At 34.2% G+C, this 26,494-nt stretch carries 25 protein-coding genes; 4 read left to right on the plus strand and 21 right to left on the minus strand.

The window, feature by feature from the left end; translation table 11 throughout:
- Positions 1–26 precede the first annotated feature (26 nt).
- On the plus strand, positions 27–1,187 hold the full coding sequence (locus J0383_RS20015) for a hypothetical protein (RefSeq protein ID WP_207295717.1): 1,161 nt from the start codon (positions 27–29) through the stop codon (positions 1,185–1,187).
- An 86-nt stretch (positions 1,188–1,273) separates the two neighbouring features.
- On the opposite strand, the gene J0383_RS20020 is transcribed toward J0383_RS20015, so the two are convergent.
- Both J0383_RS20020 and J0383_RS20025 read right to left on the minus strand, forming a co-directional pair.
- Positions 1,274–1,708, minus strand: a complete 435-nt coding sequence (locus J0383_RS20020) for a DUF6526 family protein (protein WP_207295718.1) — start codon at positions 1,706–1,708, stop codon at positions 1,274–1,276.
- 300 nt (positions 1,709–2,008) lie between these two features.
- Complete coding sequence (locus J0383_RS20025; protein ID WP_207295719.1) at positions 2,009–2,494, minus strand: DNA-deoxyinosine glycosylase; 486 nt, start codon at positions 2,492–2,494, stop codon at positions 2,009–2,011.
- A gap of 186 nt (positions 2,495–2,680) precedes the next feature.
- Between J0383_RS20025 and J0383_RS20030 the strand changes: the two genes are divergently transcribed.
- Positions 2,681–3,703 (plus strand): helix-turn-helix domain-containing protein, encoded by a 1,023-nt coding sequence (locus J0383_RS20030; RefSeq protein ID WP_207295720.1) that lies wholly within the window; start codon positions 2,681–2,683, stop codon positions 3,701–3,703.
- Positions 3,704–3,850: 147 nt separating this feature from the next.
- Entirely contained in the window at positions 3,851–4,804 is a 954-nt protein-coding gene (locus J0383_RS20035; RefSeq protein WP_207295721.1) for a bifunctional helix-turn-helix transcriptional regulator/GNAT family N-acetyltransferase, read from the plus strand.
- Positions 4,805–4,890: 86 nt separating this feature from the next.
- On the opposite strand, the gene J0383_RS20040 is transcribed toward J0383_RS20035, so the two are convergent.
- The 8 genes from J0383_RS20040 to J0383_RS20075 all read right to left on the minus strand — a co-directional run bounded on the left by J0383_RS20040 (position 4,891) and on the right by J0383_RS20075 (position 15,445).
- Positions 4,891–6,090, minus strand: a complete 1,200-nt coding sequence (locus J0383_RS20040; protein WP_207295722.1) for an NAD(P)/FAD-dependent oxidoreductase — start codon at positions 6,088–6,090, stop codon at positions 4,891–4,893.
- Complete coding sequence (locus tag J0383_RS20045) at positions 6,087–6,578, minus strand: low affinity iron permease family protein (RefSeq protein WP_207295723.1); 492 nt, start codon at positions 6,576–6,578, stop codon at positions 6,087–6,089. Before J0383_RS20045 ends, J0383_RS20040 begins: the two co-directional genes overlap by 4 nt.
- Before the next feature lie 11 nt (positions 6,579–6,589).
- Positions 6,590–9,406, minus strand: coding sequence for an AsmA family protein (locus J0383_RS20050; protein WP_207295724.1), 2,817 nt, complete (start codon positions 9,404–9,406; stop codon positions 6,590–6,592).
- A 13-nt stretch (positions 9,407–9,419) separates the two neighbouring features.
- On the minus strand, positions 9,420–10,280 hold the full coding sequence (locus J0383_RS20055; RefSeq protein ID WP_207295725.1) for an MlaD family protein: 861 nt from the start codon (positions 10,278–10,280) through the stop codon (positions 9,420–9,422).
- A 29-nt stretch (positions 10,281–10,309) separates the two neighbouring features.
- Complete coding sequence (locus J0383_RS20060; protein ID WP_207295726.1) at positions 10,310–11,086, minus strand: ABC transporter ATP-binding protein; 777 nt, start codon at positions 11,084–11,086, stop codon at positions 10,310–10,312.
- A gap of 1 nt (position 11,087) precedes the next feature.
- Positions 11,088–11,846: an MlaE family ABC transporter permease gene (locus J0383_RS20065; RefSeq protein ID WP_207295727.1), complete on the minus strand. Its 759-nt coding sequence runs from the start codon at positions 11,844–11,846 to the stop codon at positions 11,088–11,090.
- Positions 11,847–12,111: 265 nt separating this feature from the next.
- Entirely contained in the window at positions 12,112–14,382 is a 2,271-nt protein-coding gene (locus J0383_RS20070; protein WP_207295728.1) for a glycosyltransferase, read from the minus strand.
- Entirely contained in the window at positions 14,363–15,445 is a 1,083-nt protein-coding gene (locus J0383_RS20075) for a glycoside hydrolase family 130 protein (protein WP_207295729.1), read from the minus strand. The genes J0383_RS20070 and J0383_RS20075 overlap by 20 nt, the downstream gene beginning before the upstream one ends.
- A 271-nt stretch (positions 15,446–15,716) precedes the next feature.
- Between J0383_RS20075 and J0383_RS20080 the strand changes: the two genes are divergently transcribed.
- Entirely contained in the window at positions 15,717–15,878 is a 162-nt protein-coding gene (locus J0383_RS20080) for a DUF1328 domain-containing protein (RefSeq protein WP_071638579.1), read from the plus strand.
- An 83-nt stretch (positions 15,879–15,961) separates the two neighbouring features.
- On the opposite strand, the gene J0383_RS20085 is transcribed toward J0383_RS20080, so the two are convergent.
- From J0383_RS20085 to J0383_RS20130, 11 genes are all read right to left on the minus strand, one after another.
- Positions 15,962–16,444, minus strand: coding sequence for a DUF1440 domain-containing protein (locus tag J0383_RS20085; protein WP_207295730.1), 483 nt, complete (start codon positions 16,442–16,444; stop codon positions 15,962–15,964).
- A gap of 6 nt (positions 16,445–16,450) precedes the next feature.
- Positions 16,451–16,705: a DinB family protein gene (locus J0383_RS23735; RefSeq protein ID WP_239023114.1), complete on the minus strand. Its 255-nt coding sequence runs from the start codon at positions 16,703–16,705 to the stop codon at positions 16,451–16,453.
- Between the two features lie 38 nt (positions 16,706–16,743).
- Positions 16,744–16,959, minus strand: coding sequence for a hypothetical protein (locus tag J0383_RS23740; RefSeq protein ID WP_239023115.1), 216 nt, complete (start codon positions 16,957–16,959; stop codon positions 16,744–16,746).
- A 19-nt stretch (positions 16,960–16,978) separates the two neighbouring features.
- Positions 16,979–17,353, minus strand: coding sequence for a VOC family protein (locus J0383_RS20095; protein WP_207295731.1), 375 nt, complete (start codon positions 17,351–17,353; stop codon positions 16,979–16,981).
- 75 nt (positions 17,354–17,428) lie between these two features.
- A complete protein-coding gene (locus J0383_RS20100) occupies positions 17,429–17,638 on the minus strand; it encodes a hypothetical protein (protein WP_207295732.1) in 210 nt (69 codons plus the stop codon).
- 13 nt (positions 17,639–17,651) lie between these two features.
- Positions 17,652–18,032 carry a DoxX family protein gene (locus J0383_RS20105; RefSeq protein ID WP_207295733.1) on the minus strand — a complete coding sequence of 127 codons (381 nt, stop codon included), beginning with the start codon at positions 18,030–18,032 and terminating at the stop codon, positions 17,652–17,654.
- Between the two features lie 314 nt (positions 18,033–18,346).
- Positions 18,347–19,075 carry a GNAT family N-acetyltransferase gene (locus J0383_RS20110; RefSeq protein ID WP_207295734.1) on the minus strand — a complete coding sequence of 243 codons (729 nt, stop codon included), beginning with the start codon at positions 19,073–19,075 and terminating at the stop codon, positions 18,347–18,349.
- Positions 19,076–19,148: 73 nt separating this feature from the next.
- On the minus strand, positions 19,149–19,754 hold the full coding sequence (locus J0383_RS20115; RefSeq protein ID WP_207295735.1) for a Crp/Fnr family transcriptional regulator: 606 nt from the start codon (positions 19,752–19,754) through the stop codon (positions 19,149–19,151).
- A 385-nt stretch (positions 19,755–20,139) separates the two neighbouring features.
- Entirely contained in the window at positions 20,140–21,558 is a 1,419-nt protein-coding gene (locus J0383_RS20120) for a TolC family protein (RefSeq protein WP_207295736.1), read from the minus strand.
- A 307-nt stretch (positions 21,559–21,865) separates the two neighbouring features.
- Positions 21,866–25,030, minus strand: coding sequence for an efflux RND transporter permease subunit (locus tag J0383_RS20125; RefSeq protein WP_207295737.1), 3,165 nt, complete (start codon positions 25,028–25,030; stop codon positions 21,866–21,868).
- 12 nt (positions 25,031–25,042) lie between these two features.
- Positions 25,043–26,260, minus strand: coding sequence for an efflux RND transporter periplasmic adaptor subunit (locus J0383_RS20130; protein ID WP_207298740.1), 1,218 nt, complete (start codon positions 26,258–26,260; stop codon positions 25,043–25,045).
- Positions 26,261–26,494: the final 234 nt, after the last annotated feature.

Genomic DNA, 26,494 nt, shown 5'->3' on the forward strand with positions numbered 1-26,494 from the left:
TATATTTGAAATAAACTCTGAAAAATATGACTAAAAATTTGAAACAATACTTCGTAAAATCATTTGTCGTTCTTGCCATAATACATTTAGCTTATTTTCTATACGGCTATTTTACATTTGAAGGAATTAAGAAAATAGATATTTATTCTGAATTTTACAGATTCAAATTTTACGATGATGTTTCGATTTCGCACTTTTTTGTAAGCGGTTTGTTTTTACTTTTCTTTTTGATTTTTTTGCTGAAAAATCATTCGAAACAACGCTATTCGTTTGCGAAAGTGCTACAAATTGGCGGTTTACTCTTGCTGGTTTCGTTTTTTACATTTACATTTTTTATTAGCTTTAGTTTTGGACAAAATGCAAAACTAAAAAGTGAACTGTCTGAAAAAGAATATAATGCCGATAAAGAACTGCTAAATACGCTTAATCCATTTTTATATGGTTCGACCTCATTCAGTTCTGAAAAACTCTTTAATTACGAGAACATCTTGTATCCAAGACCGTATCCGGTTATTAAAGAAGAAAAACAAGAATTATTGTTTCATGATCAATTTAGTACTCAAACCAGTTATTACAGCATCGATACTTTAAAAGTCCTGACTGAAACTTATAATAAAGTTTCAGAAAAAACCGATTCAATTCTGGATTTTGTGGGACTTGATAAAAATATTCTGAAAGACCGAATCATCAAAAAGAGTATTCTAAAAGACAGCACTCAGATTATCTTTAAAGGTGCTGAGGTTCATCCAGAATACGATGAAGATATTTGTATTTTTCTGATGAATAAATCGCTATATAAACCGGTTCATGGCGATTCAATTAATAAGCAGCAATTTACAGCTGCCGTACATCGATATAAACTTCTTTATAAATACAAAAAAGATTCTTTGGAACATCAGTTTCAAAAACTAGATACTTTATTGAAGAAGTTTAATATCGAAACGAATATTGTTCCGAAACAGTTGGCAGCTTCCGTTTTTCAGAATAAAAAAAATAAAGATGTTTTTTCCATTTATCTCCCTAATAGTTTTGACCGAAAAGCGTTAAATGAAAAACTCCAAACATTGGAACGTTATTTTTACGAACCCAATTTCCTTCATCCGTCTATTATGCCGATATTTTTTGCCGTAATATTCTCTGTTTGGCTGGTGTTGTTTTTACTATATATGATATTCAATAGAAAATAAAGTTTGAAAAATTTGAATATAAAAAAATCCAAATTCCAAGTTTAAAATTGGAATTTGGATTTTCTTTTTTTTGTAATTTAAAAGTTTTAAACCCTATTGTAATCAGCTCTCCAGTGCACGATTGCTTTTTTGATCGCATCGCCGCTGAGGTTGTTCTTTACCGCATCTTCAATTAACGGAAGAATCTCATTGTCTGGAGCGAAGCGAAGGGCAAAAATTTGAGCATCGGTTAATTTATGTTCAAATTCTTCTAGACGTTTTCCAGTTAACGTAAAATAACGATAACGAAGTTCTAGGCGAACAATTCGGTTTTGAAGAATTAAAGCATAATGCTGGCGAAGCATGAGTGCCAAGAAGAAAAAAAATACAAAAATAACGCTTATAAAAGACCAGATAAGCGTTTCGTCTGTTGTATAGGCAAAATAAATGCTTCCTGCTAAAAACAATGTCAGAAGCGGATAATACACAAAATGGTGCGGGGTGTAAAATCGGATATGGTTGTAATACGTTTGGATTTTCATGATTTGGAGGGAATTATAAATTTGAATTAAAGGTAAAAAAGAAAGCTACCCTAAATGAATAGAATAGCTTTTTTCTCAAAAATAAACTAACATAACCAATGTTCTCTTTATAATCTAAACTTGTCACAGTTTGTCTTAGTAATAATCAATAATGAAGAAAAAGCCTCAATTGCATCATTCATCTAAATGGCTTTGATTTCTTGATTGTAAAATTACTCAGCGATACGAAATTTCGTGTTATATTTTAAACTTCAAATGTTATATTATTTCAATATTTGTTATTTTTTTCAAGTAAACGAATTAGTACAATGAGCGAATGATTTTCCATTCTTCTAATTTTGATTGATACGTTTTGCTGGCATTTGCAGGACTTGTAGAGGGTAAAGTAATCAAATTATACTCTTTTTGTAAATGAACATATTTTTTAAAGAAAGCAGCCGCCTTTTGTCCGTTGAATAAAATCGTTTTAATATTAGGATGGTTTTTAAGGAACGTTTCAAAATCGTTGGCAATTTCATTTTTGATGGCACTGTCCAGACTTCCCACACGATCACAATATTGAAGCACATCCCATAAGGCAACATTATTTTTTAGCAGAAGTTTTTTTCTAATTTCATAATCAGTTGAAAAGTCTTCATTAAAAATGGTAAATAAAAATTTCCAGAAGTTATTCTGGCAGTGTCCATAATATTGATTGAGTTCTAATGATTTTGTTCCAGGCATTGTTCCTAAAATCAGGATATTAGAATTAGGTGAGCTGATAGGAGAAAAGGAAAAGCTTTTCATTTTATTGAATTAAGAAATAATTTGTTTGAGTTAAAATAATCATTAATTAGTAATTATAAAACAATTGCCGAAAATTATATAACATTTTTGGTCTGTCTTTGGGCGAACTTTGGAGTCAGCTTTTCAAGCCAATACAACGGCTTATTTAAGAGTTTATTTAAAATTACCAATTTAAATTTAGACGACATGAAAATAGTTACCTTACATACAGACAAAATTCAAAATCTTTTTAGAGAATTGAGTACTAACTTCGGCGGAAAAGTAACTTGTGACGTTGACGAATATACACTCGAAGTTAACAACAATTTAGTTAAAGGCTCTATTATGGGAGCTTCTTTCAACGATAATATTTCATATGTGCAGTTTGATATGACATTTTCGGCTGATATTCGAATGGATATCACAAACGGAAAATCGGCACCAATTTATTTTGCATATTGTTCAAAAGGTAATTTGTCGCATAGTTTTGGTGTTGCGGCAGAAGTCAGAAAATTAAAGACATTCCAGACTGCAATTGTAACTTCAAAATCAGCGAAGGAAAATAATTTGTTTTTTGAAAAAGATAAAAAGACAAAATTTACTTTAATTATTGTGGGAAGCCAGCCAGAAGTAAATCAGGCAAATTCACTAAACCAAATGGTAAGGGATACTTTTTTTCAAGAAAATCCTGAAGAAGAATTCTTTTATGCAGGGTCGTACAATTTGAAAATAGGAGAAAAAATAGAACAGCTTAATGCTGTAAATCAAACCGGAATTGTTAGAAATCTTTTAAAAGAAGGTATTCTAAGAATTATTCTGGCAATGGAAATCCAACAGCATTCAGATGATTTAAAAGCTTTTTCAAAAGAAACCAACTGCTTGTCTTTAAAAGAAATGGAAGAAATCAAAGAACTTTCAGAAGCTATAAAAGCAAATCCGGAAGAACCATTTACAATTAAATCATTAAGCAAAAAATCAGGTTTATCTCCAAATAAACTTCAAGAAGGTTTTAAAATGATTCATGATAGAACGGTAAATGATTACATTACCCATATGCGCGTTTTAAAAGCCGAAATCCTTATTAGAACTTCAGATTTAAATATTTCTGAAATCGTGTATTGCATTGGATTTACGAGCAGAAGTTATTTTTCTAAAATTTTCAAACAAAAATTCAACTGCAGTCCTAAAGAATACAAGTTTAATTTAAATCCGTTAGCTATTACAGCATAATATATAGTTGCAAAGGTTCAAAGATGCAAAAGTTATAGAGGTTTAACTACTTTGCATCTTTGAAGCCTTTGAACCTTTGTCTCAAAATATTTTGCAAAAAAGATTTTTTTTATACATTTGCATAACTAGTTATATAATTAATTATTTATGGAGTTTTTTGATAAAGTGGGGAAAGCGGCTTTGGGGAGCCGTTTGCGTTTGATGACAGCTGTTGTTACCGATGATGCTGCTAAAATATACGAGTTGTATGGTGTGGATTTTATGCCGAAGTGGTTTCCTGTATTTTATACGCTGGCAGAAGAAAGAGAAATTACCATTACCGAAATTGCAAACGAAATTGGACATTCGCAGCCATCTGTGAGTAAAATTATTCAAGAAATGACCGTTGCAGGATTGGTGCAGGAAAGTTTAAAAACAGATGATAAACGTAAAAATAACGTTGTTTTATCAGAAAAGGGACTTTTGATATGGAAGAATGTTCAGCTGCAATTACAAGATGTTGACAAAGCAATTGAAGGGATTATTTCGGAAGCGAAACACAATTTATGGGCGGCGCTTGAAGAATGGGATTTTTTACTGCAGCAAAAATCATTGCTAAAAAGAGTAAACGAACAGAAAAAACAGCGAGAAAGCCAGAAGGTAGAAATTGTAGAATATAAACCTGAATATCACGAAGCTTTTAGATCGTTAAATGTCGAATGGATTTCTACTTATTTTGAAATGGAAGAAGCCGACTATAAAGCGCTTGATAATCCTGATGAATACATCCTAAATAAAGGTGGAAAAATTTTTGTGGCTTTGTACCAAAATGAACCTGTTGGTGTTTGTGCCTTGATAAAAATGAACAATCCTGAATACGATTATGAAATGGCTAAAATGGCGGTTTCGCCAAAAGCACAGGGCAAAAGTATCGGCTGGCTTTTAGGACAGGCAATTGTTAATTCGGCGAGAGAATTAGGGGCCAAGAAAATTTATTTAGAAAGCAATACAATCTTAAAACCTGCTATAAACTTATATTACAAATTAGGCTTTGAGAAAGTCTATGGTTTGGAAACTCCGTACAAGAGATGTAATATTCAGATGGAGTTGGTTGTTTCTTAAAAAAGGTTCTAAGGTTCTGAGATACTAAGATTCTGAGTTTTTTTCTTAGTATCTCAGAACCTTAGAATCTTAGCATCTTTAAAAAATCACCTTCCGAAGCGGTAATATTCCAAATCCAAATTCTTTTTATTATTAATGGAATCTAAAATCGAATTGATTCCCATAACGCTGAAAGTGATTCCGTTTCCTCCAAAGCCTAGAATGTAATGTTCATTTTTCTTAGGATTTGGTTTTCCGAAATAGGGAAGTCCGTCTTTGGTTTCGCCGAAAGTTCCTGCCCAGGAATAATCCAGTTTGAAATTAAAATCAGGAAAACGTCTCTTAAACTGACGCATCAAAAAACTTTCTTTCTTCGGAATTAATTTATCTCGTTTATTAGTATCTCTAAAATCTTCGTCGCCGCCTCCCATAATAATTCGGTTGTCGGCAGTTGTGCGGTAATAAAAGTAAGGAGAAGAAGTATCCCAGATAATGGCATTTTTTAAGATTTCGGGTATTTCCTCAAGAGATTCTGAGGCAACAGCATAGGTGCTTTTTAAATCAACTACTTTTTCTTCCAGTGTTTCTGTGCTTTCGTAACCACTGCAATGTATGATATGATTTGCCGTAATTGTAAATTTATTTTCGGTGTGAGCAACAGATTTTCCTTTTTGTGTTTGAATAGAAGTCACATTTGTTCTATCAAAAATAAGCATGCCTTTTTCCTGACAGTATTTAAGGATATCATTTGCCAGTCTAAACGGATCCATAACAGCGGCCGTTTTCGATTCTATGGCAGCAATGGCTTTTAAACCTAGCTTTTCGAGATCGTACTTATTCATCCAGCTTACGTCAAAATCATGCTGTTTTCTAGCTTTAAATTCATTTTTTAAAAACGGAATATCTTTTTTATAGGAAGTAAAATAAATGCTTTTTTTAAATTCAAACCCACAATTGCTTTTTACTTCATCAATAATCTGGCGGATATCGAATATTGCTTTTTTTCCGTTTCGGAAACTGTCTACAGCACATCTTTCACCTCTCAGTTTAATTAATTCGTGCAGTGGTACATCGACTTCGTATTGAAGTAAAGCAGTACTTGCAGCAGTACTTCCGTTACATACGTCGCGACGATCAACCAGTACCACTTTTTTTCCTTCATTAATTAATTTATAGGCAGCCAAAGCCCCGGTAATACCGCCTCCGATTATTAATATTTCGGTATCGACATTAGAGTCTATAGAGGGATAGCTAATATTCATGGCGCTGATTAATGGCCAGAATGTTTCTGTAGAGCGTAGTTTCATTTTTCAGTTTTAGTTCGTGTAGTACGATGTTTAGTTCGGTTTTTATCTTTATACTCATGCTGAGAGTGTGCCTCGGCAATCGAGTGGGAGGTTCGAATACTTTCGTCTTTTTTGGCGAGTTCGCTTAAACGATGGTAATATTTCTGAATGATAATCATTTCTTCTTCAGTCATATTTTCAATATCAACCAGACTGTTGCTGGAGCGTTCATTTGAAGCGACTAATTCGTTTAATTTTAACTGAATTGCCAATGAATCTTTATTCTGTGCTTTTTGAATCAGGAAAACCATTAAAAACGTGATAATAGTGGTTCCAGTATTAATTACTAATTGCCAGGTTTCTGAATAATTGAATAAAGGACCCGAAATTGCCCATCCAACGACAAGTAAAAATGCTCCGATAAATGCCGGTGTGCTTCCGGCAGCTTTACAAACCTTTGTTGCGAATTTTTCAAATGCACTGCCCCCATTTTGTGTTTTCTTTTTCATAGCATTGTAAATTAAGATTTGCGTTTGCTCACTTTTTCCTTTTTAACTACTTTATTATTTTTTTCATCGTAAACTGAACCCATTATTTTCTGGCCGGTTTTACTGAATATTTTGATTTTTGGATCTTGATGTGTTCCCGTTACTACGATTGGAAAACCAACAATTCCGAAAGGAGGAAGTCCTAATCGAACTCTCATATCCAAAAGTCCATCAAAACTCGTGGTTCCTTTTATGGTAGGTCTAAAACTTGCTACGCTGAAGGTAAAAGGTTCAACATGAATAAGATTGTTGTCAATATTTGATTTGATTTCAATTCCTTTCATGTTAGGATCATCTAAACCTTTTTGTCCTGTTTTAGAGCTTAAACCTTCAAATAATTTTAATCCTTTGATTTTTACATCACGAAGATTAATCGTTCCGCCTCCTTCAAGCGATTCGTAGATAGGACCCATATTTCCGTTTAAATCCCCTTTGATATTATAATCGACCGAAATGATTCCTTGTGCTTTTTCGGCAGCGGTTACCATGTCATGAAACATTGGAATTTCTTTATAAGCGCGCTGTACGCTGAAATCTTTAGCGGTAAAATGTGCATCAAAATGTGCTGTTGTAGGCGATTCATCTTTATAAGAAGCATTAATTCCTAAAATACAGTCAATAATGTTTAAAGTGGTATTTTCTAAATAAAAACCGCCTTTTGCGATTCCCACTTTTCCCGAAAGTTTGTTTAGAGCAAGTCCGTTGTATTCGACTTTGTCAGCATTTGCGGTAAGCGAAACATTTAAGTTTTTTGGTATCATGACCACACCGCTCATTTTTGGATGATCTTCTTTGGCGTATTCGACTTCAATTTTTCGGTCTTTGTTTTCGCCTTTTTCCAAAGCCATAAACTCATCTACATTAATGAGTTTGGATTTCATATTGAAATTCCCGCTCAGCGTTCCGTGCGATTCGAGAAAATAATTAATGGTATTTAAAAGATATCCATTGATGTCGAAATCAGATTTTCCGTAAGTAGCATTGAATTTTTCAAACCACATTTTTTCATTTTGAAAACGGAAATTTCCCTGCTTAATGAAAAAAGGTTTCGGAAATAATTCTGATGTTGCTTTTATATTTTTGAGCAGAATTGTTCCGCGATTGTCTAATTTATTGTATTGTCCGTTTGTAGCATAGCTTTGTTTGCCTTTGAGTGAAAGATCGGCTTTGGCATACCCCGTTACATCAAGTCCTTTTTGTGAAAACACTTGATAGATTCGGCCAACATTTAATTCGCCTTTTATTTTGGCATTATAAGCTAGATCACTAAAATCAGATAAGGCTGCATTTACATATACTGGATTTCCTTCAAAAGTGAAAGAAGCTGGTGCGACAGCTACAATTAAATCTTCGTAAGTTCCGGCTTTGTTAAGCGCATTGGCTACAAAGGTGATATTGGTAATTGGGTTTGGATAATATTTGGTTTTCAGCCAGCCGTTTCGCAATGAAATACCGCCGATTGTTTTAGGAAATAGTTTCTTTGAAGTGCTGAAAAGTCCTTTTGCTTTAATATCAGTTTTTAAAATTCCTTTTACATCTACAGTATTTAAGCCTAGTGCAGCATCAACTACAGCAAGATCGAGAGCGCCTTTTACGCTGGCATCCAGATTCATTTCGCTAAGACCTTTGCTTCGTAAATAGGCATTGAAATAATCTTTTTCGCCAACTTTAAAACGGAGCGTTCTTAGGTTAATCATTAACTGCTCTGTGTCGAGTGAAGGCAGCAGGGCATTTAAATCCATTTGGAAATCGGTTAGAGGAACAGGAGCATCTTTATAATTTACGGCTCCGTCGCCAATTTTTAAATTGAAGGCTAAATTTGGTTTTAGTTTTTTGGCCACATTGTAATCTCCTCTAAAAGAAAGTACGAGATCACTTCGTCCCGAAACTTCCGTTTTATCCAGCCAGGTTAAATATTCCGGAGGCATAACGGATAATAAATCTTTTACGGTTGTGTTTTCGGAAGCGGCTTTGATATTGATTTTATAACCATCTCGTAAAATCGTAAATAAACCAGTAAAAGTTAAAGGCAGTTTGTTGATCTGTAATTCATTTTTTTGAAGAATAAACGAAAGCGCATGAGTATTAATTCGGGTAATTAAATCGGCGTGAACTTGTTTTTTTCGAAGATAAGCGGTTCTGTTGTAATAGAAATCAAGTGTGTCTATTTTTGCATCGGTATTGAGGTCAAAAATGTCTTCGCTTAAATTTCCTTTTCCGATGTAATTAAAACCTTTGGCATCGACCAAAATTTTAGCCGAACGATCATTGTATTTTACATGACAGTTTTCTAAATCGATTCTTTCCAATTTAATGGCAGTTCCTTCTTCGGGTGCATTGGGATCTTTTTTTTCTTTTCGGTCTTCTGGTGCAACATAAATGTTGTAATTGGCCTGACCTTTTTCGTTGACCATTACATTGATTAAGGCATCAGAAACATATAATTTATTGATTTTAACTTCATTGTCAAAAATCAGTCGTTTGAGGTTAATCCCAAATGCAACTTGATCTGCCCGCAGCAATGTATCGTTTCCAAAAGGTGCCGAACCTGTAAGCGATAGATCGTCAAGTGAAACGGTCAAAGAAGGAAAATGGGTAAAGAACGAAAGCTTTGATTTTGAAAATTCCATTTTCGTGTCGAGCCTCTCATTTGCTATTTTTTTTACTTCAGAAGCAATTTTTCCGGGGAATAGTAATGGAAGCACAAAAAGTAATAACAGGATTCCTGCTATTACTATTCCTGTCCATTTAAGGATTTTCAGGCTTATATTTTTAAATGAGGCTTTCATGGCGTATATCTTTTTATTGTTTCTTTTCAGACTCCTTCTGCTGTTTTTCTAGCTTCTCTTTTTCCTGCTTTTCTTTTTCTTCTTTAGCTTTCTGCTCTTTCTCAAGTCTTTCCTTTTCTTCTTTGGCTTGCTTTTCTTTTTCTTTCTCAGCCTCTTTTTGCTGTTCTTCTTTTTTCTCTTTTATTTCCTTCTGCTTTTTTGCTTTTTCCTTCTCTTTTTTCTTGAAGTACCCTCTAAGCAGGAAATTACTTTTTGCAGCTTCCATATTTTCGCTGAAACCTTTTGTACCGCTTTCTAAGTTAGTTAAGGTATTAGAAACACTGTTTGCCATTTTATCATCGCGTACCAATCTTGCCAATGCGCCGTTTCCATTGTTCATACTGTGGCTGAAAATGGCAATTTCATCAGAAATAACCCCAATATTATCCACGCTTTTCTTAACGCTTTTCATAATATCGTTCATTTCTATTCCATCAATTGAGGCTATGGCGCCATTGTCTTCAACGACTTTTGTCGATTTTACTCCCGGCGTGATTGTAAGCACTTTGTCGCCCATTAAACCATCAGATCCAATGCTGGCACGGGCATCTGTTTTAATGAATTTGCGTACTTCATCTTTTATGACCATTGAAACCACTACCGAAGAATCGTTTATCAATCGGATGGCTTCGACGGTACCAATATTGATTCCTGAAAAACGAACATTGTTTCCCACTTCCAGTCCGCTTACAGTTTTAAATTTTGAGTTAATGTGGAATGTCGAGCCAAATAGGTTTTTTTGTTTTCCGATAAAGTAAATGGCCATTATAAAAAGTAATAGCCCAACTGATACAAACATTCCTAATTTCCAGGTATATCCAGATTCTTTTTCCATGATTTCTACTATTTTATTTTGCTTTGCTTTTATTCAAAAAATGAACGAACCCATTCGTCTTCGTCTTTCTCCAGTTCTTCATAAGTTCCTTCCGCATGAATGGCTCCGTCTTTTAAAACCATAATGCGGTCAGCCGTCATTTTGGCGCAGGCCATATCGTGTGTAATGATTATAGATGATGTTTTTTGTTTGTGTTTAATGTCCAGAATCAACTGGCTGATTTCTCTTGATGTAATAGTGTCAAGTCCTGTTGTAGGCTCATCGTATAAAATAATTTCGGGTTTTAGGATTAATGTTCTCGCAAGACCAATTCGCTTACGCATTCCTCCAGAAAGTTCTGATGGCATTTTATCGATAGCTTCTTCTAAACCTACATTTTCAAGTGCTTCTTTAACTTCTTTTTCAACTTCTTCGGCATTTAAATCTCTTCTGTGGGCTTTTAGTGTAAAGGCTAGATTTTCTCGAACCGACATCGAATCATATAAGGCAGCGCTTTGAAATAAGAATCCTATTTTGACTCTGATTTTATTCAGCTCATTTTTATCAAGATTGAGTACATTTTCATCAAATACTTTTATCTCGCCTTTGTCTGGTTCTATTAAGCCAACAATACATTTTATGGTAACCGATTTTCCTGAACCTGAGCGCCCTAAAATGACTAAATCTTCGCCTCTGTTTACGGTTAGATTAACGCCTTTTAAAATAGCATTATCGCCAAAAGTTTTGTGCAGATCTTTGATTTCAATAATCGGCTTTTGATTTTTTTCTTTTGGTTTTGACTCGGTATTTTTCTTTTCCTTTATCATTTTAAAAAAATAAATCGGTTATCTGTACGGCTACCATATCAATAATAAATATGCTTAAAGAGGCTGTAACTACGGCAGAGTTTGCAGCGCGTCCAACACTTTCAGTTCCATTCGAAGCGGTAAATCCTTTATAACAGCCAATCATTCCAATGAAATAGCCAAAAAAGAAGGTTTTTATCGTAGCAGGAATTACATCTAGAAATTCCAATGACTGAATAATTTGATTGAGATATCGATAGAAGTTGACATCTCCATGAATGTTAATTCCCATATAACCGCCTACAATGCCAATTGCATCTGCGAAAAACACTAAAATGGGAACCATTAAGGTACAAGCCAGAATTCTGGTTACGACTAAATAATTATAAGGATTTATAGCCGAAACTTCCATGGCATCAATCTGTTCGGTTACTTTCATTGAACCTAATTCGGCACCAATTCCAGACGAAATTTTTCCGGCACAGATCAAAGCTGTAATTACGGGAGCAATTTCTCTAATTAATGAAAGTGCTACCATTCCAGGAAGCCAGCTTTCGGCACCAAATTTTACCAGAGTTGGTCGTGATTGTAAGGTCAAAACCAATCCCATAATAAAACCAGTTATGGCTACGAGCGGAAGGGATTTGTAACCAATGATATAACATTGTTTCAAAAACTCTTTTGCCTCATAAGGAGGAATAAAAACCTCCTTAAAAAACCGCTTTGCAAACATAGTTGCATCACCAATTTGTGTGAATGTATTTTTTAAGCTGAGAATCAAAATGTTTTTATTTTAGGTTGTGAAATAGATTTGTAATCAATACTTTAACAATTTTTTCCTGTTTTGGAATTATATATGAAAGTTACCTTAATACTTGTTAAAAAGTTTTACAAAACTTTTGAGGATGCTTATATAATTTTCATTTGAAGGCAATAATTACGAGGGATTCGCGTTATGTCACATGCAAAAACAAAAAATCCCTTTCATTGAGAAAGGGATTTTCTGGGTTGTAATAGAATTTTGGTCAGCTTTTTTTTGAATTCTATTATGAGTTTATAGCGACACCACTTCGGGTTTTAACTAAGGGAATAACTTTAGACTCTGATAAAGCGAAATTTTCCATTAATAATCTGGCGGTCAAATAACAAACTGTTGATTCTGCACCTTGATTTAAATTTACATTTTCTTTTTCAAGCCCGTCATAACCACCTCCGCTCACCGGATTGTACATAATCTGGTTTAAATGGTTTTTACCTAAAAACCAATTAAAGGCAATTTTCATTTTCTTTCTATATTCAGGAGTTTTAAATGCGTTATAGAAAGCATTTAAAGTTTGAATCGTATACGTAACATCTATTGGCTGTTCTCCATATTCTGCTGGTTGTGCATCTTTATGATACCAGCTTTGGTTTGAAATGGCTTTAAAGTTGCCATCAACAAATGTTTTTGATAGTAAGAAATCCAGTGAATCTAATGCCACTTTTTTATACACTGGTTTGTTGGTGATTAAATAAGCATAAAGCATAGATTCTGGTAAAATTCCGTTTCCATACGTTAAATAATTTTCAAACCATTGCCAGTCTTCTGTAGCAGTGTCTTCGTAGTTAGCCAATAATTTTGCGTTTAGTTTATTGATAATCGCTGCAACGTATAAATTTGGAATTGTGCTGTGGTACAAATACAGACCTTTTGTTGCAAAACCAATTGAACGCGGCGATTGAATATTTTCTGCCCATTTCAAAGAATCTAATAAGCATTTTGATGCTTTTTTCGAAATATTATCAGGAAGGATATCTGAGTTTGCAACCACAGTTCCTAAAGCCCAGATAGCTCTAGCATTTGAATCTTCTAAATTAACTTCGGCATTTTGTTCAATGTGTTCACGATTTTCCTGATCGACATAATTGATGAAATCACCTTTTGGTCTTTGACATCTTTCGATGAAATCCAGATAAATCAAAATGTATGGAAGATCGTCTTTATCACGCGTTAATTTGTAATGCATACAGAATGCAATTAAAGCACGTGCATTATCATCTAATGTGTATCCTGATTCCAGATCTGGAATTGAAATTTTGCTGAATTGAATAATTCCAAGATCAGTAGTTAATTTTTTGATGTGGCGTAATTGTATATCCGGATATGTATATTTAATTTCAGGCGTGTTTTCCATTAATTTTTTATAGGTATTCATGTGGGTTAATCCCGCATTTTCCCAAGATGAGGCTCTCATTTTAGATAAGGCGTTAATAGCCATTTCATATCGTAGATTTTCATCAGAAATTAATTGTAAAGCTGCTTCTGCAAATTGATCTACATTTCCAATATCTACTAAAATACCGCAGTCTGAAGTCAATACTTCTTTAGTGTGTGGAATTTTTGATGCTACCATCGGACAAGCACAACTCATAGCATAAGCAAAAGTGCCGCTTACTGCCTGATTTGGATCTTTTGATGTAAACATGTAGATATCAGTTGCTTTTAGGTAATCTAAAAGTTCTTCTGTTTCTAAATATTGATTAATGAAACGTACATTGTTTTGTAGATGTAACTCCTCAACAATTGCTTCTAGTTTATCACGATAAGCATCGACACCATCAATAATTAAATTTGGGTGGGTTCTGCCAATGATTAAGTATAATACATTTGGTTCTTTTTCGACAATTTTTGCCAATGCATGAAGCCCGGTTTCAATGTTTTTACCTTCGCCCAAAAGTCCGAAAGTGGATAATACAATTCGATCTTGAATACCGTATTTTGCTTTTGCATCTTCTGGTTTTTCGTAAATTACAATATGAGTTCCGTGTGGCACAGTTGTAATTACTTCATCTTGAATTTCGTAATCTCTCATCAAAATTTCTTTTGACTGATTTGTCATTACAAAAACCGAATTACTGTAGCTTAAAAGCAATTGTACAAACGTTTTTAATTCGTTATTTGGGTTTGGGATGACACTGTGGAATGTATAAGTTACCGGCTTTTTAATAGTATTTAAAAAGTCAAGCAGATGATCTCCATAATTCCCGCTAAATAAACCAAATTCATGCTGAATATGAACCAGTTTTACGTTTTCATCTTTATTGATTTCTTCCGCAACCTGTGCATATTCTTCTCGGTTTTTGGTATTTAAAATATACGCTTGTGTTTTATTTTCTTTTGGTTTGTCTACCAATTCGCAAATTTCACAAGTTATAGATTTACCAAAAACATCAGTAATACCTTTTATAGTGTCCTGCGTATAAGTTGCAATGCCGCATTGAGTTGGAGGAAAAGTAGAAAGAAAAACTATTTTCGATTTATTTGATATCGTCTTCATGGGGATTCTGTTTTATTTCAGTTAATAAGTCGTTAAGGTTCAAAGAAGCCACCGCAATCTTATCATCGGCGGCACCGTAATAAATATATAATTGGTCATCAAAAATGGCTGTTCCTGTTGGGAACACAACATAATTTACATAACCGTGTCTTTCGTAATGTTCGGCTGGAGTAATAATTGGTTTTTTTAATCTTGCAATTACTTTAGAAGGATCATTAAGATCTAATAAAGCGGCGCAGGCATGATAAACTAAACCTTTTTCACGTCGTTCTGCAGCATGATAAATAATCAGCCAGCCATCTGCAGTTTCTATTGGCGGAGCTCCAGGACCAATATGACTTGTTTCATGATCGTATTTGGGCTCCATAATGATATAATCTGGCAGATTTTTCATGTACTCTTTCCAGAAATCAACCGTTAATTCACTTTTCTTTTCAAATGAAACAATTTGAATAGAAGGGAATAGTCGATGCAGCGCTACAAATTTTCCGTTAATTTTCTTCGGAAAAAGAACTACATTTTTATCCCAGACAAATAAATTCTCTTTTATGGTTTCGGTTAGAGGATAATTTCTTTCGGTATTAAAAGCCAGAATTTTTGCAACACTCGGATTTTGCAAATGTTTACGAATCAGATTGGTAAATTCATGCAAAATAAATTTCGGAGTAATAATGCCTTTCTTTTTAAATTTTTTCAAATCTTTCGATACAGCTAAAGCACCGCACGCATTGATACCATCATACGTAACATAGGTCAAATAAAAAGTATCGTCTATTTTAGTAATCCTTGGATCTTCAACACCATGAATTTCATAAATATATTCAGGTATAAAAATTGGTTCCGGGCTGCGTTCTACTAAAGTTTTTGGTCCTTCAAATCTGCAGTATCCAATAGTTGAAAAATTTCCTCTTTTAGCGGCTCTGTAAAACATATGCACCGTATTTCCATCCTGATAAACAGCAGGATTTAGTACGCCTAATTCTTCGAAACTTCGATCTGATTTTTCTAAAATTACTCCGTGTTTTATTGCTGTAATGTTTTCCTGAGTAGTGGCTAATTCCATATGGCTTGTAAATTTTGTCTAAAATTACTTTCATAATCAAGCGAGAATTAATCCAATCGATCAAAAAATTAACTCTAAAGCTTCTGGATGGGAATTGTATAACGTTAAAATTAGAATTCTAAAAACCTTAACTAAAAAATGTTATTTGTAATTGATTGGGATAAAAAACAGTGTTTTTGAGTTAAAGTTATCTGTATACAAATTAGAACTTTGAGATACAAACAAGTCAGACTTTTAAAAAAGTCATATTTCTAACTTAAAATTTAATATTATGTTACGTTGGACAGTCACTTTTATAATTTTGGCTATAGTAGCCGGAATTTTTGGTTTTGGAGGAATTGCCGCTGGAGCCGCTAGTATCGCAAAAATCTTATTCTTTATATTTTTGGTTTTATTTATTATCTCATTAATAAGCGGAAGATCGAGAGTTTAGATTGTAGTAGTTATACAAATAAAAGAAAGCGAAATCAGTATACATCTTGATTTCGCTTTTTTATTTAGATTCAGGTTTGAAACTTAAATATTTTTGAGTTGTTCTTGTCTGATGTAAAATTTCTTGGTTATAAAAGCAATTGGAAAACCTATACAGACTATTAAAATAAAAACCGAAAGAAGTAATTGAAAATCAAATTGTTTTGGAGGAAGTTTAGGAAAAGCAATTGGCAGAACGACCAAATTCATAACAAGCCACACAAAAATGCCGTAAATGACTGCTGAAATAAATACGTGTTTTTTCAGAAAAGAGAAGTACGGATATAGTTTTAAATAAATAAAAGCAAAGATTAAAGCTATTATATAATGAAACAATAATCCGTAAAAAGCCATTTTTGGACCACCTTCATAAGCTTCTTGTCTAAAAACGGCACTTGCAATTGACTGAAGAATTTTTACTGCCGATGTTTGTTTTAATAAAACCGAATAAACCAAAACTGCTGCCAGAATATCGAGTGTTCCAGCTGTTAAACCTGATAATAAAATAGTTTCGAATTTTGATTTCATAAACGATTATAATTTGGTGATGTATTGAAAAATACTATTCAATTGATTCGTATGCCTTTGTGTATGTATGAGTGCAAAACTAATCCATTCGTAAATAGTGAATTTTTCAAATCCAGGTAATTGAAAATTAAGCGGAATCAAAGTTAGATCATATTTTTCTGCAGAATCTAATAATTCAGATTCTATTTTCAACAATTTTGAATTCAGTTTTTCTTTATCGTACTCTTTTTTTTCAGGAATCAAGAAAACAGGAGAGTCCATTTTTATGCTGAAGTTTAAAAATAAGCCTTCAATATCTTTTACTTTTCATCTGGTTTTCTAGTTGATTTTTCTGTTTCGCCTGCAAATAGTTCAGGATAGCCAGAACAGGCAAGAATAATATGCTGTGTAACCTGACCTGCAGTCCAGCTTCCATGATACGGAACTAAATTTAACTCGTTTTCAGAAAATTTAGAAAGTATGGTATGTAATTTTCGAAATGTGTCAACAATATTTTTTTGGATTTCAGCTTTCATATCATTGATTTTAAGTTTTTTATTTTACAGAAGTAATCCACCAGACATTGCCAAACGGATCTGTAACGCCGCAAGTTCTGCCATAATCTTGATCGCTTAAACCCATTAGCGAACTGGCTCCGTTTTCGATCGCTTTTTGATACGTTTCATCAGCATTGGGTACATATACAAACAAATTTGCGGTTTGTTTTGCCCAGTCGGTTATTTCATCGGTTATCATTATAGTGCTTCCATTTAAAGTAACCTCGGCATGCATGATACTTCCGTCTGTACGCAGCGATTTGGTATTAGTTTCAGTTGCGCCAAAAACCTTTTTGGTAAAATCGATAAATTTTGATGCACCTTGTAAAATCAAATAAGGCATTATGGTTTGATGTTCTGCTGGTATATTCATTTTCAGTGATTTAAAATTAGTATTCTAAAATTACAATTTTATTTTTAAAAATTTGTAAATCAATAAATTATGATTTTATAAAAGCACTTCGCAATGATAACCATGCGAATTTAAAAGCTCAATAATAGTAGTATTGCAGATGGATGAAGCATGAACACGCAGAATTTTGTCGCAGTCTTCGAGATCGAAGTTAATCGAACTATTTGGGAAATGTTCAAGAAGCATTTCAATGATCATTTTACATTGCCATTCTTCTTGAACATTTGTTTTAAAAACTTCAATCATAAAGTTTTGTTTTTTAGAGCGCTATATTTTTATAACGCTGTATTTTATGATAGGTTACATACGATACAATTAAAATGGCAAATACGATTAAAGGGAAGAAACCTTGAAAATCAATTCCGTCTACTGCAAAATGACTTATTGAAGCAAAAATAAAATCGAAAGCAAATCCGGCATAAGCCCATTCTTTAATGCGTGCAGGTACTTGTGGGATAATTAAAGCTAAAACGCCCAGAATTTTAAATACGACTAAAGCATTTCCAAAATATTCCGGATATCCCAAATGCTTGATTCCTTCTTTTGCTAATTCAGTTTGAGAAGTTAAAGCCGGCATCACGCCTTCAAATAAAAAAATAAGGATTGTAGTAGTCCAGAAAATAATTTTCGTTGTTTTCATTGGGTATTTGTTTAAAAGGTTATTAGTTAATGTATTACAAATCTAATAATGTTTTCCTTTACTGAAATACACATTTACGACTATTTTAGGGGCATTTGGGACAATTGTTGGTTGTTGGTTGGTTGGTTGGTTGGTTGGTTGTGATGAATTACCTTCTTGCTAAAGTAATCACAACAGTTTGTCTTCCTGAGCGAAGTCGAAGGAAACGTTCGGTGATGACACACTGCACTGATTCAGCATGCGATCCTTCGACTTCGCTCAGAAGGACATAAAATGAGGATAATTGGAATTTGGAATTTAAAAATTGAAATTTATTACAAAAAGTAATTCTTAATTAAAAACAAATCTTCAAAACCCAACCTTGTATAAATGTTTTTTCCTAGCGGAGAAGCTTGTAATTGTGCATAATTGCAATCAGCATCAATGGCTTCGTTGATGGCAAACTTCATGATTTCTTCGGCGAAACCTCTTTTACGCATTTCAGGAATTACACCAACGCCATGAATTCCCATAACATTTCCCGTTTGAAAAAGGTTGAGAGTTCCTATTGGTTTTTCGTCGTAATGAACCAGATAAAATTTAGTGTTTTCGTAATTATGGACGATTGTTTCTTTACTGATTACGTAGTTAAAAGATAACGGATAAATATCAGACCACGTTATGGCATCTTCTTCATTTAAAACTCTTTTAAAAGAAAGAATATTTCGAAGAACAAATCTTTCTTCCAGTTTTAAAGCCATTGCAACAAGTTGATTTCGTATTTCAAACCCATTTTTTTCAAATATTTCATTGGAATTGCTTCCAAAAATATCCCAATACGGAATTACCAAACCTGGATTTTGTTCTATAATTTCAAGAATCTGCGGCAGATTTTCTTCTGTAATATCTTCTCCGAACCATAATCTATTCGGCCAGCCTGAATTTTTTATCTGGCTGAATTGAAAAGGATCATTTTTATGATACGAAAGGAGAGGTGCAGCGGCAGTTCTCCAAAGTGTGGTGAGATTGTCAATATTGTCTTTTATAAGATCTGTATTTTTCATTTTTTCGGAATAGATTTTAAATCTAACGCAAAGATAAAATGAGCTTCCTGAAAAAACCTTTACATATGTTGATTTACAAATCTTTTTCCAAACTTTTTCTGATTCGGCTTAATTGTGTAGGAGTAATGCCTAAATGCGATGCAATATGCAGTAACGGAACACGATCTGCAATGTCTGGATGTTTCCTTAAAAGTGTGACATATCTTTCAGTTGCATTCTGCATAACCAGCGCAACTTCTCTTTGCTCTTTTTCTATAATCCAATGCCTTTCTAAATGAGCGATATAGAAGTTTTTGAGGTCGTCATTTTCGTTAATAGCTTGAATATATTTTTTGTAATTTATGTTGATTACAATAGAATCTTCTAAAGCTTCAATAGTAAAATTGGAAGGTGTCTGAAGCATTAATGAAACCTTCGAACCAGCTAAATAATTTTCGAGAAAAAGGTTTTTGTTATAGAAATTACCTTCTTCATCTGTTATAAATGCTCGTAAAACTCCTTTTGCAATAAAATGAACATTTTTAGCAATTTCTCCATTTTGTAATAATGTTTCTCCTTTTTTAAGCGTTTGAAAACTGGTGATGTTTTCGATTAGTTTCCATGAATTTTCAGAAATAGGATAATAACTTTCAATAGTTTGTTTTAGATTGCTGAGATAGGTTTCTTTATTGAAAGTCATTTGTTTTGAGGTTTTGCCACGAAGGCGCTAAGGCGCAAAGTTTTTTTCCAAAAATAAAGAAATAAGCATAAAGTTTGTCATTTCGAGCAACGAGAAATCGCACACAAAAAATTACAAAGATTTGTCCTCCTGAGCGAAGTCGAAGGACATACAAAGTAAAAAGTACTGTATGGATTTAGCATGCGATCTTTCGACTCCGCTCAGGAAGACATAAAATGAGAATGAATTTGCTTAATCTGTAATCTCGATAACTATCGGGAGCGAGAGAAATTAAAATAAACTTTGAGCCTTAGTGCCTTATTGCAAAAAAAACGCCATGAAACCAAAAGGTCTCACAGCGTTTTCATCTCAAAAAATAAATAATTAACGGGTAACGGGTATTATATTATTTCCAACCTCCGCCTAGAGCGCGGTACAAATCTGTATTGGCTGTTAGTTGCTGTCTTTTTAAGTCAGCAAGTTCTAATTCGCTTTGTAAAAGATTCGCTTGAGCAGTTAAAACTTCAAGATATTCTGCTAATCCGTTTTTGAATAACAAGTTCGAGTTTTTAATTGCTTGCTGTAATGTTTTTACTTTTTCTTTTAAGAACGTTTCTTGCTGCTGTAGTTTTTCTACTTTTACTAAAGCATCAGAAACTTCGCTTACAGCCACTAAAACAGTTTGTCTAAAAGCTAAAACCGCTTTTTCTCTTTCCGCGACAGCGATATTATACTGCGTTCTCACTCTTTTGTTGTTTAAGATTGGTTGTGTTAAACCACCTGCAACAGTTCCGAATAGAGAAGCTGGAATATTGAACCAGCTGCTCGTTTCGAAAGAGTTCAAACCGCCTTGAGCCGTAATTCTAAGAGCTGGGTATAAATCCGCTTTTGTGATACCGACATTGGCGTTGGCTACTTTAAGAGCTAATTCAGCACTTTTTACGTCTGGTCTTCTGCTTACTAATGAAGACGGAATTCCAATGGCTGGATTGCTTTTAATTTCTATTGAATTTAAAAGAACGGTTCTTTGTTTTGAATTCGGAAATGAACCGGTTAAAACACTTAAAGCATTTTCCTGAATAGCAATATTTTGTTCCAATAACGGAATCAATTGCTCTGAGTTTAATTTTTGTGCTTCAGACTGCTGAATTGCTAAAGTGGTTACCTGACCAGCATCATATTTCAATTTGATAATATTCGTTGTGCTGTCATTTAATTTTAGGTTTTGCTGTGCAATTTTCAGCTGAGCGTCCAGCATCAAAAGATTGTAATAACCTCTTGAAACATTCGCTACAATATTCGTCTGCAATGCTTTTTTAACTTCTGCAGATTGAAGATATCCTGCGTAAGCTCCTTTCTTTTGGTTTCTGATCTTTCCCCAAATATCAGCCTCCCAAGAAAGTGAAGCTCCAGCAGAATAATCATCAATATGTTTAGCACCTAAAGCCTGATTCAAGTTCATTCCTGTAAAACTATTGTCAGAAGGATTGCTTGTATTAGCATTTACAAATAAATTAACCTGAGGAACATTTCCCCATTTCGATTGTGTAAATCTGTACTGCGCAATTTCGATGTTTTTTTGTGCAATAAGCAGATCATTATTTCGGGCAACCGCGCTGTCGATTAACGTAACAATATCTTTTTCTGTAAAGAAGTTTTTCCACTCGATATCGGCAATACTGGTTGTATCACTCGAAACCGATGCATTCCTGAAATTTTCAGGAAATGCATCTTTTGGAGTTTCAATATCCTTTGAAACTTTACAGGATATTAAAGTCGTGATCAGAATGGCGAAGGTCACGAATTTGGTTATATAATTTTTCATTGTCTTTTTATTAGATTTCTGTACCCATTGACTTTGGGTGTAATTTTTTTTCAACCCATAGAAACATAGTTTTTTGAAGATTTAAAAAAGGTGTTTCACTAATTTTAATGCACATAGTTATATGTGGAAACTAGTTTCTTCTCTCTTTTTTAGGCATATGATTCTATGTCTCTATGTGTTAAAATATATTTTTAAATCTCTGTACAAATATCTTTTTTGGTTTCAAGATCCTTCGTGATTCTGTATGATATATATCCGATGCCAAATAAGATGGCAACAAGGATTGTCGTTATATAGTTTTCCATATTTATTTTTCTTCGTTGTGAATGACAGCGATTGGTTTACCACTGAATTTTTCTTGTAAATATTGGAATACGATGAACAATACAGGAATAATAAATAATCCTAAAATTACTCCTGAAATCATTCCACCCGCAGCTCCAATACTGATTGAGTGATTTCCCTGCGCCGATGGTCCTTTGGCACTCATCATGGGTACTAAACCAACGATAAAGGCTAGAGACGTCATGATAATTGGTCGCAGACGTAATTTGGCAGCATCTATTGAAGCTCTTACTAATGCCATACCTGATTTTCGTTTTTGTACCGCAAACTCCACAATCAAAATGGCATTTTTGGCCAGAAGTCCAATCAGCATGACAAGGGCAACTTGTACATAAATGTTGTTTTCGATTCCTGTGAAACCAATGGCAACAAATACTCCAAAAATACCTGCAGGGATTGATAAGATTACAGCTAAAGGCAGGATATAGCTCTCATACTGTGCAGCAAGTAAGAAATAAACAAATATTAAACACAGTAAGAAAATTGTCGCTGACTGCCCTCCAGAAGAAATCTCCTCACGAGTTTGGCCCGAGAATTCAAACCCGTAACCTGCAGGTAATTGTTGTGCTGCTACTTCTTCAATTGCTTTAATGGCATCTCCAGAACTAAATCCAGGTTTCGGAATGGCATTAATAGAAATTGAATTAAATAAATTATATCTAGAAGCGGTTTCAGAACCATAAATACGAGTTAGTTTCACTAAAGTATTTATCGGCACCATTTCGCCAGTTTTATTTTTCACGAATACACGGTCAATTGCTGTTGGATCTGCTCTGTCGGCAATATCGGCTTGAACAACCACACGATAATATTTACCAAATCGGTTGAAGTCTGATGCCTGCGCGCTACCAAAATAAGCCTGCATCGTTTGTAAAATGTCTTTTACATTTACACCTAACTGATTCGCTTTTTCGTCGTTTACTTCTAATTGTAACTGAGGATAATCAGCTTTGAAAGAAGTAAAGGCAACTGCAATTTCTGGACGTTTCATAAGCTCTCCAATGAAGTTTTGAGAAATACCACTGAATTTATCCAGTTTTCCTCCCGTTTTATCCTGAAGAACTAAATCTAAAGCCTCAACGTTACTAAATCCAGGAACAGTTGGGAAACTGAATACGAAGAAACTTCCGCCTGAAATAGAGCCTAGTTTACCACGAACCTGATTCATGATTTCGTCAATATTTTTAACTTCTCCACGTTCTTCGTTTGGTTTCAGCAATACGAAAACTACCGCAGAAGATGGACTTGTTGAATTTGTCAATAAGTTGAAACCAGAAATCGCTGTTACAAATCGTGAAGCATCTAAACCTCTTAATGTATTTTCAGCCTCAGTCATTACTTTTTGAGTTCCGTCTAGAGATGTTCCTGATGGTGTATTAACCGCAATGGCAATAAATCCTTGATCTTCTGTTGGAATAAATCCTGCAGGAGTTGTTTTTACTAATAAAACTGTTGCTACAGTAATTAAAGCCAATCCGCCTAAACTCAACCATTTTTTTCTGATTAAGAATTTTATTCCGCCAACATAACGATTTGTTAGTGATTCAAAACTGCTGTTGAAAGCGGTAAAGAATTTTTCTTTAAATCCTTTTTTCTCATGAGATGCATTTGTATCATGCGCTCCATGATTGTCTTTTAAGAACAAAGCCGCAAGAGCTGGACTCAAAGTCAAGGCATTAACAGCCGAAATTACAATTGCAATTGCCATCGTAAAGGCAAACTGACGATAGAAAACTCCCGTAGAACCTTCCATAAAACCAACCGGCAGGAATACAGCAGCCATTACCAGCGTAATCGAGATAATAGCACCCGTTATTTCGTGCATTGCTTCATGCGTGGCGATTTTTGGAGACAAATGTTTGTGCTCCATTTTCGCATGCACGGCCTCGACTACCACAATCGCGTCATCTACCACAATACCAATCGCCAGAATTAATGCGAAAAGTGTTAGAAGGTTTATCGAGAATCCGAATAACTGCATGAAGAAGAACGTTCCTAAAATTGCTACAGGTACAGCAATAGCCGGAATTAATGTTGATCTAAAATCTTGCAGGAAGATAAATACCACGATGAAAACTAATATAAAAGCTTCCAGTAAGGTATGTTCAACCTGTTCGATTGATTGGTCTAAAGATACTTTTGTACTATAGAATATATTGTGTTTAATACCTGTTGGAAAATCTTTAGAAGCTTTTTCCATCATTTTATTAATCGCAATCTGAATATCATTTGAGTTTGATCCAGCTAACTGAATTACCCCAATTACAATTCCTTTTTTACCATTTAAACGAGTTAAACTGTTGTATGAATAAGCACCCAATTCAACTCTCGCTACATCTTTTAAGCGAAGTACTGAACCATCTGCATTAGAACGTATAGCAATATTTTCATAATCTTCAGGTTTAGTAAGTTTACCTTTGTATTTAATTACGTATTCAAAAACTTCTTTACTTCTTTCACCAAATTTACCTGGTGCAGCTTCCAAACTTTTGTCCTGAATGGCAGCCATTACTTCATTTGGTGTTACTTTGTAAGTTGACATTTGTGTTGGATTCAGCCAAACACGCATAGAGTAATCTTTTACACCACCAAAAATACTGGCAGAACCCACTCCAGGAATACGTTTTAATTCTGGAATAATATTAATCTGCGCATAGTTAGCCACAAAAGTCTGATCGTATTTTGCTTCATCATCAGTGTACATACCAATCGCCATGATGAAACTGTTTTGCTGTTTCGCCGTGATAATACCTTGTTGTACAACCTCTGCTGGCAATTGACTTGTTGCTTGTGCAACTCGGTTTTGTACGTTTACTGCAGCTTGATCCGCATCTGTTCCTAGTTTGAAGAAAACAGTAATGGCCAAACTACCATCGTTACTCGCGGTAGAACTCATGTAAGTCATGTTTTCTACACCATTTATAGATTCTTCTAGAGAAGGAGCCACAGAACGTAAAACCGTTTCTGCATTCGCTCCAGGATATACCGCCGTTACCAAAACCGATGGAGGCGCAATATCAGGAAACTGTTGTAAAGGCAGTTTAGTTAAACCCAGCACACCTAGAATCACCAGCAAAATGGAGATTACAGTTGCCAGTACTGGTCTTTGTATAAATATTTTGAACATTATTTCTTTTGATTATTTTTTGTTAGTTACTTCGGCAACTTTAGTTGATTTTTCAGGCTGAATCGCTTGTCCGTCCTGAAGTTTGTCAATACCGCTTAATACGATTTGATCACCAGATTTTACGCCGTCTTTAATTAAATAATTCGTACCGCTTTTCCCTACGACAGTAATTGGCATTTTAGTTACTTTGTTGTCTTTTCCAACGGTGAAAACAAATACCTTATCTTGCATTTCAACAGTAGCAGCCTGCGGAACCAAAATGGCATCATTGTGGTTTAATCCTAAACGAATCCTTCCTGTGTTTCCAGAACGTAAAACTCCGTTTGCATTTGGGAAAGTTGCTCTAATCGTAATAGCTCCTGTAGTTTTATCAAACTGACCGTCAACCATATCGATTTTTCCTGTTTTTGGATAAGCACTGTTATCAGCCAGAATCAAAGTAACTGGAGGTAATTTTTTGATTTTATCCCCTAATGAACTTCCCGCATATTGCTCTTTAAAGTTGATGAAATCAGTTTCACCTAAAGAGAAATAAGCAAATACTTCATGTACATCAGAAAGAGTAGTAAGAGGTTCAACATCAGTTGCAGAAACTAAACTTCCTTGTTTTTTAGGTAATCTTCCAATGTAGCCACTTACTGGTGCAGTTACGTTAGTATATCCTAAATTAATTTTTGCAGAACCTACCATTGCTTTTGCCTGTTCAATATTTGCAGCAGCAATTTTTTGAGTTGCTTTAGCCGTTTTTAACTGATAATCAGAAACTACTTTGTTCTGAACTAGCGGAGTCAATTTATCAACTTCTAAGTTGGCGTTGATTAAAGCCGCTTCGGCTGCATGAAGACTTGCTAAAGCATTGTTTAACTGCTCGCGAAACGGACGCTCATTGATTTTAAATAACGTTTGTCCTTTATTTACGTAAGCACCTTCGTCAACAAAAATTCTGTCAAGGTTACCGCTTACCTGTGGTCGAATTTCAACGTCAACAGTTCCTTGTATAGAAGCAGGATATTCAGAGTCAGTGATTGTGTTTGCACTTGTAATAGCTAACACTGGTAAAACCGGTGGTGGTGGAGCAGTAGGAGCCTGATTTTTATCGGCACAGCTGCTTAACACTAGTGCCAGAATAAAACTGGTTATAATTACATTTTTCATTTTCATAGTGGTTTTAATTGGTTGAACATTTTCTCGGATTAAATTCTTTTGTATTGTGGCATTCTCGGGATTCATATTTAATTGAATTAAATTTTCTAACATTGTTAAGTAAATGAGCACAAACTTCTATACTTTTATCATTTTAAGTTCTCTTTTTAAATCGGTATTAAATTATCTAACGTTGTTAAGTAAAAGTCCAAAAAAAGAGTTTTATTACCTCATTAAATTTTCTAACAGTGTTAAGTTAAGGTTATAAAAAAAAGGATTTTATATTATCCAATTAAATAATTTTACACCGTTAAGTAAAAA

It is taken from the genome of Flavobacterium endoglycinae (genome assembly GCF_017352115.1).
GTDB classification, from domain to species: domain Bacteria; phylum Bacteroidota; class Bacteroidia; order Flavobacteriales; family Flavobacteriaceae; genus Flavobacterium; species Flavobacterium endoglycinae.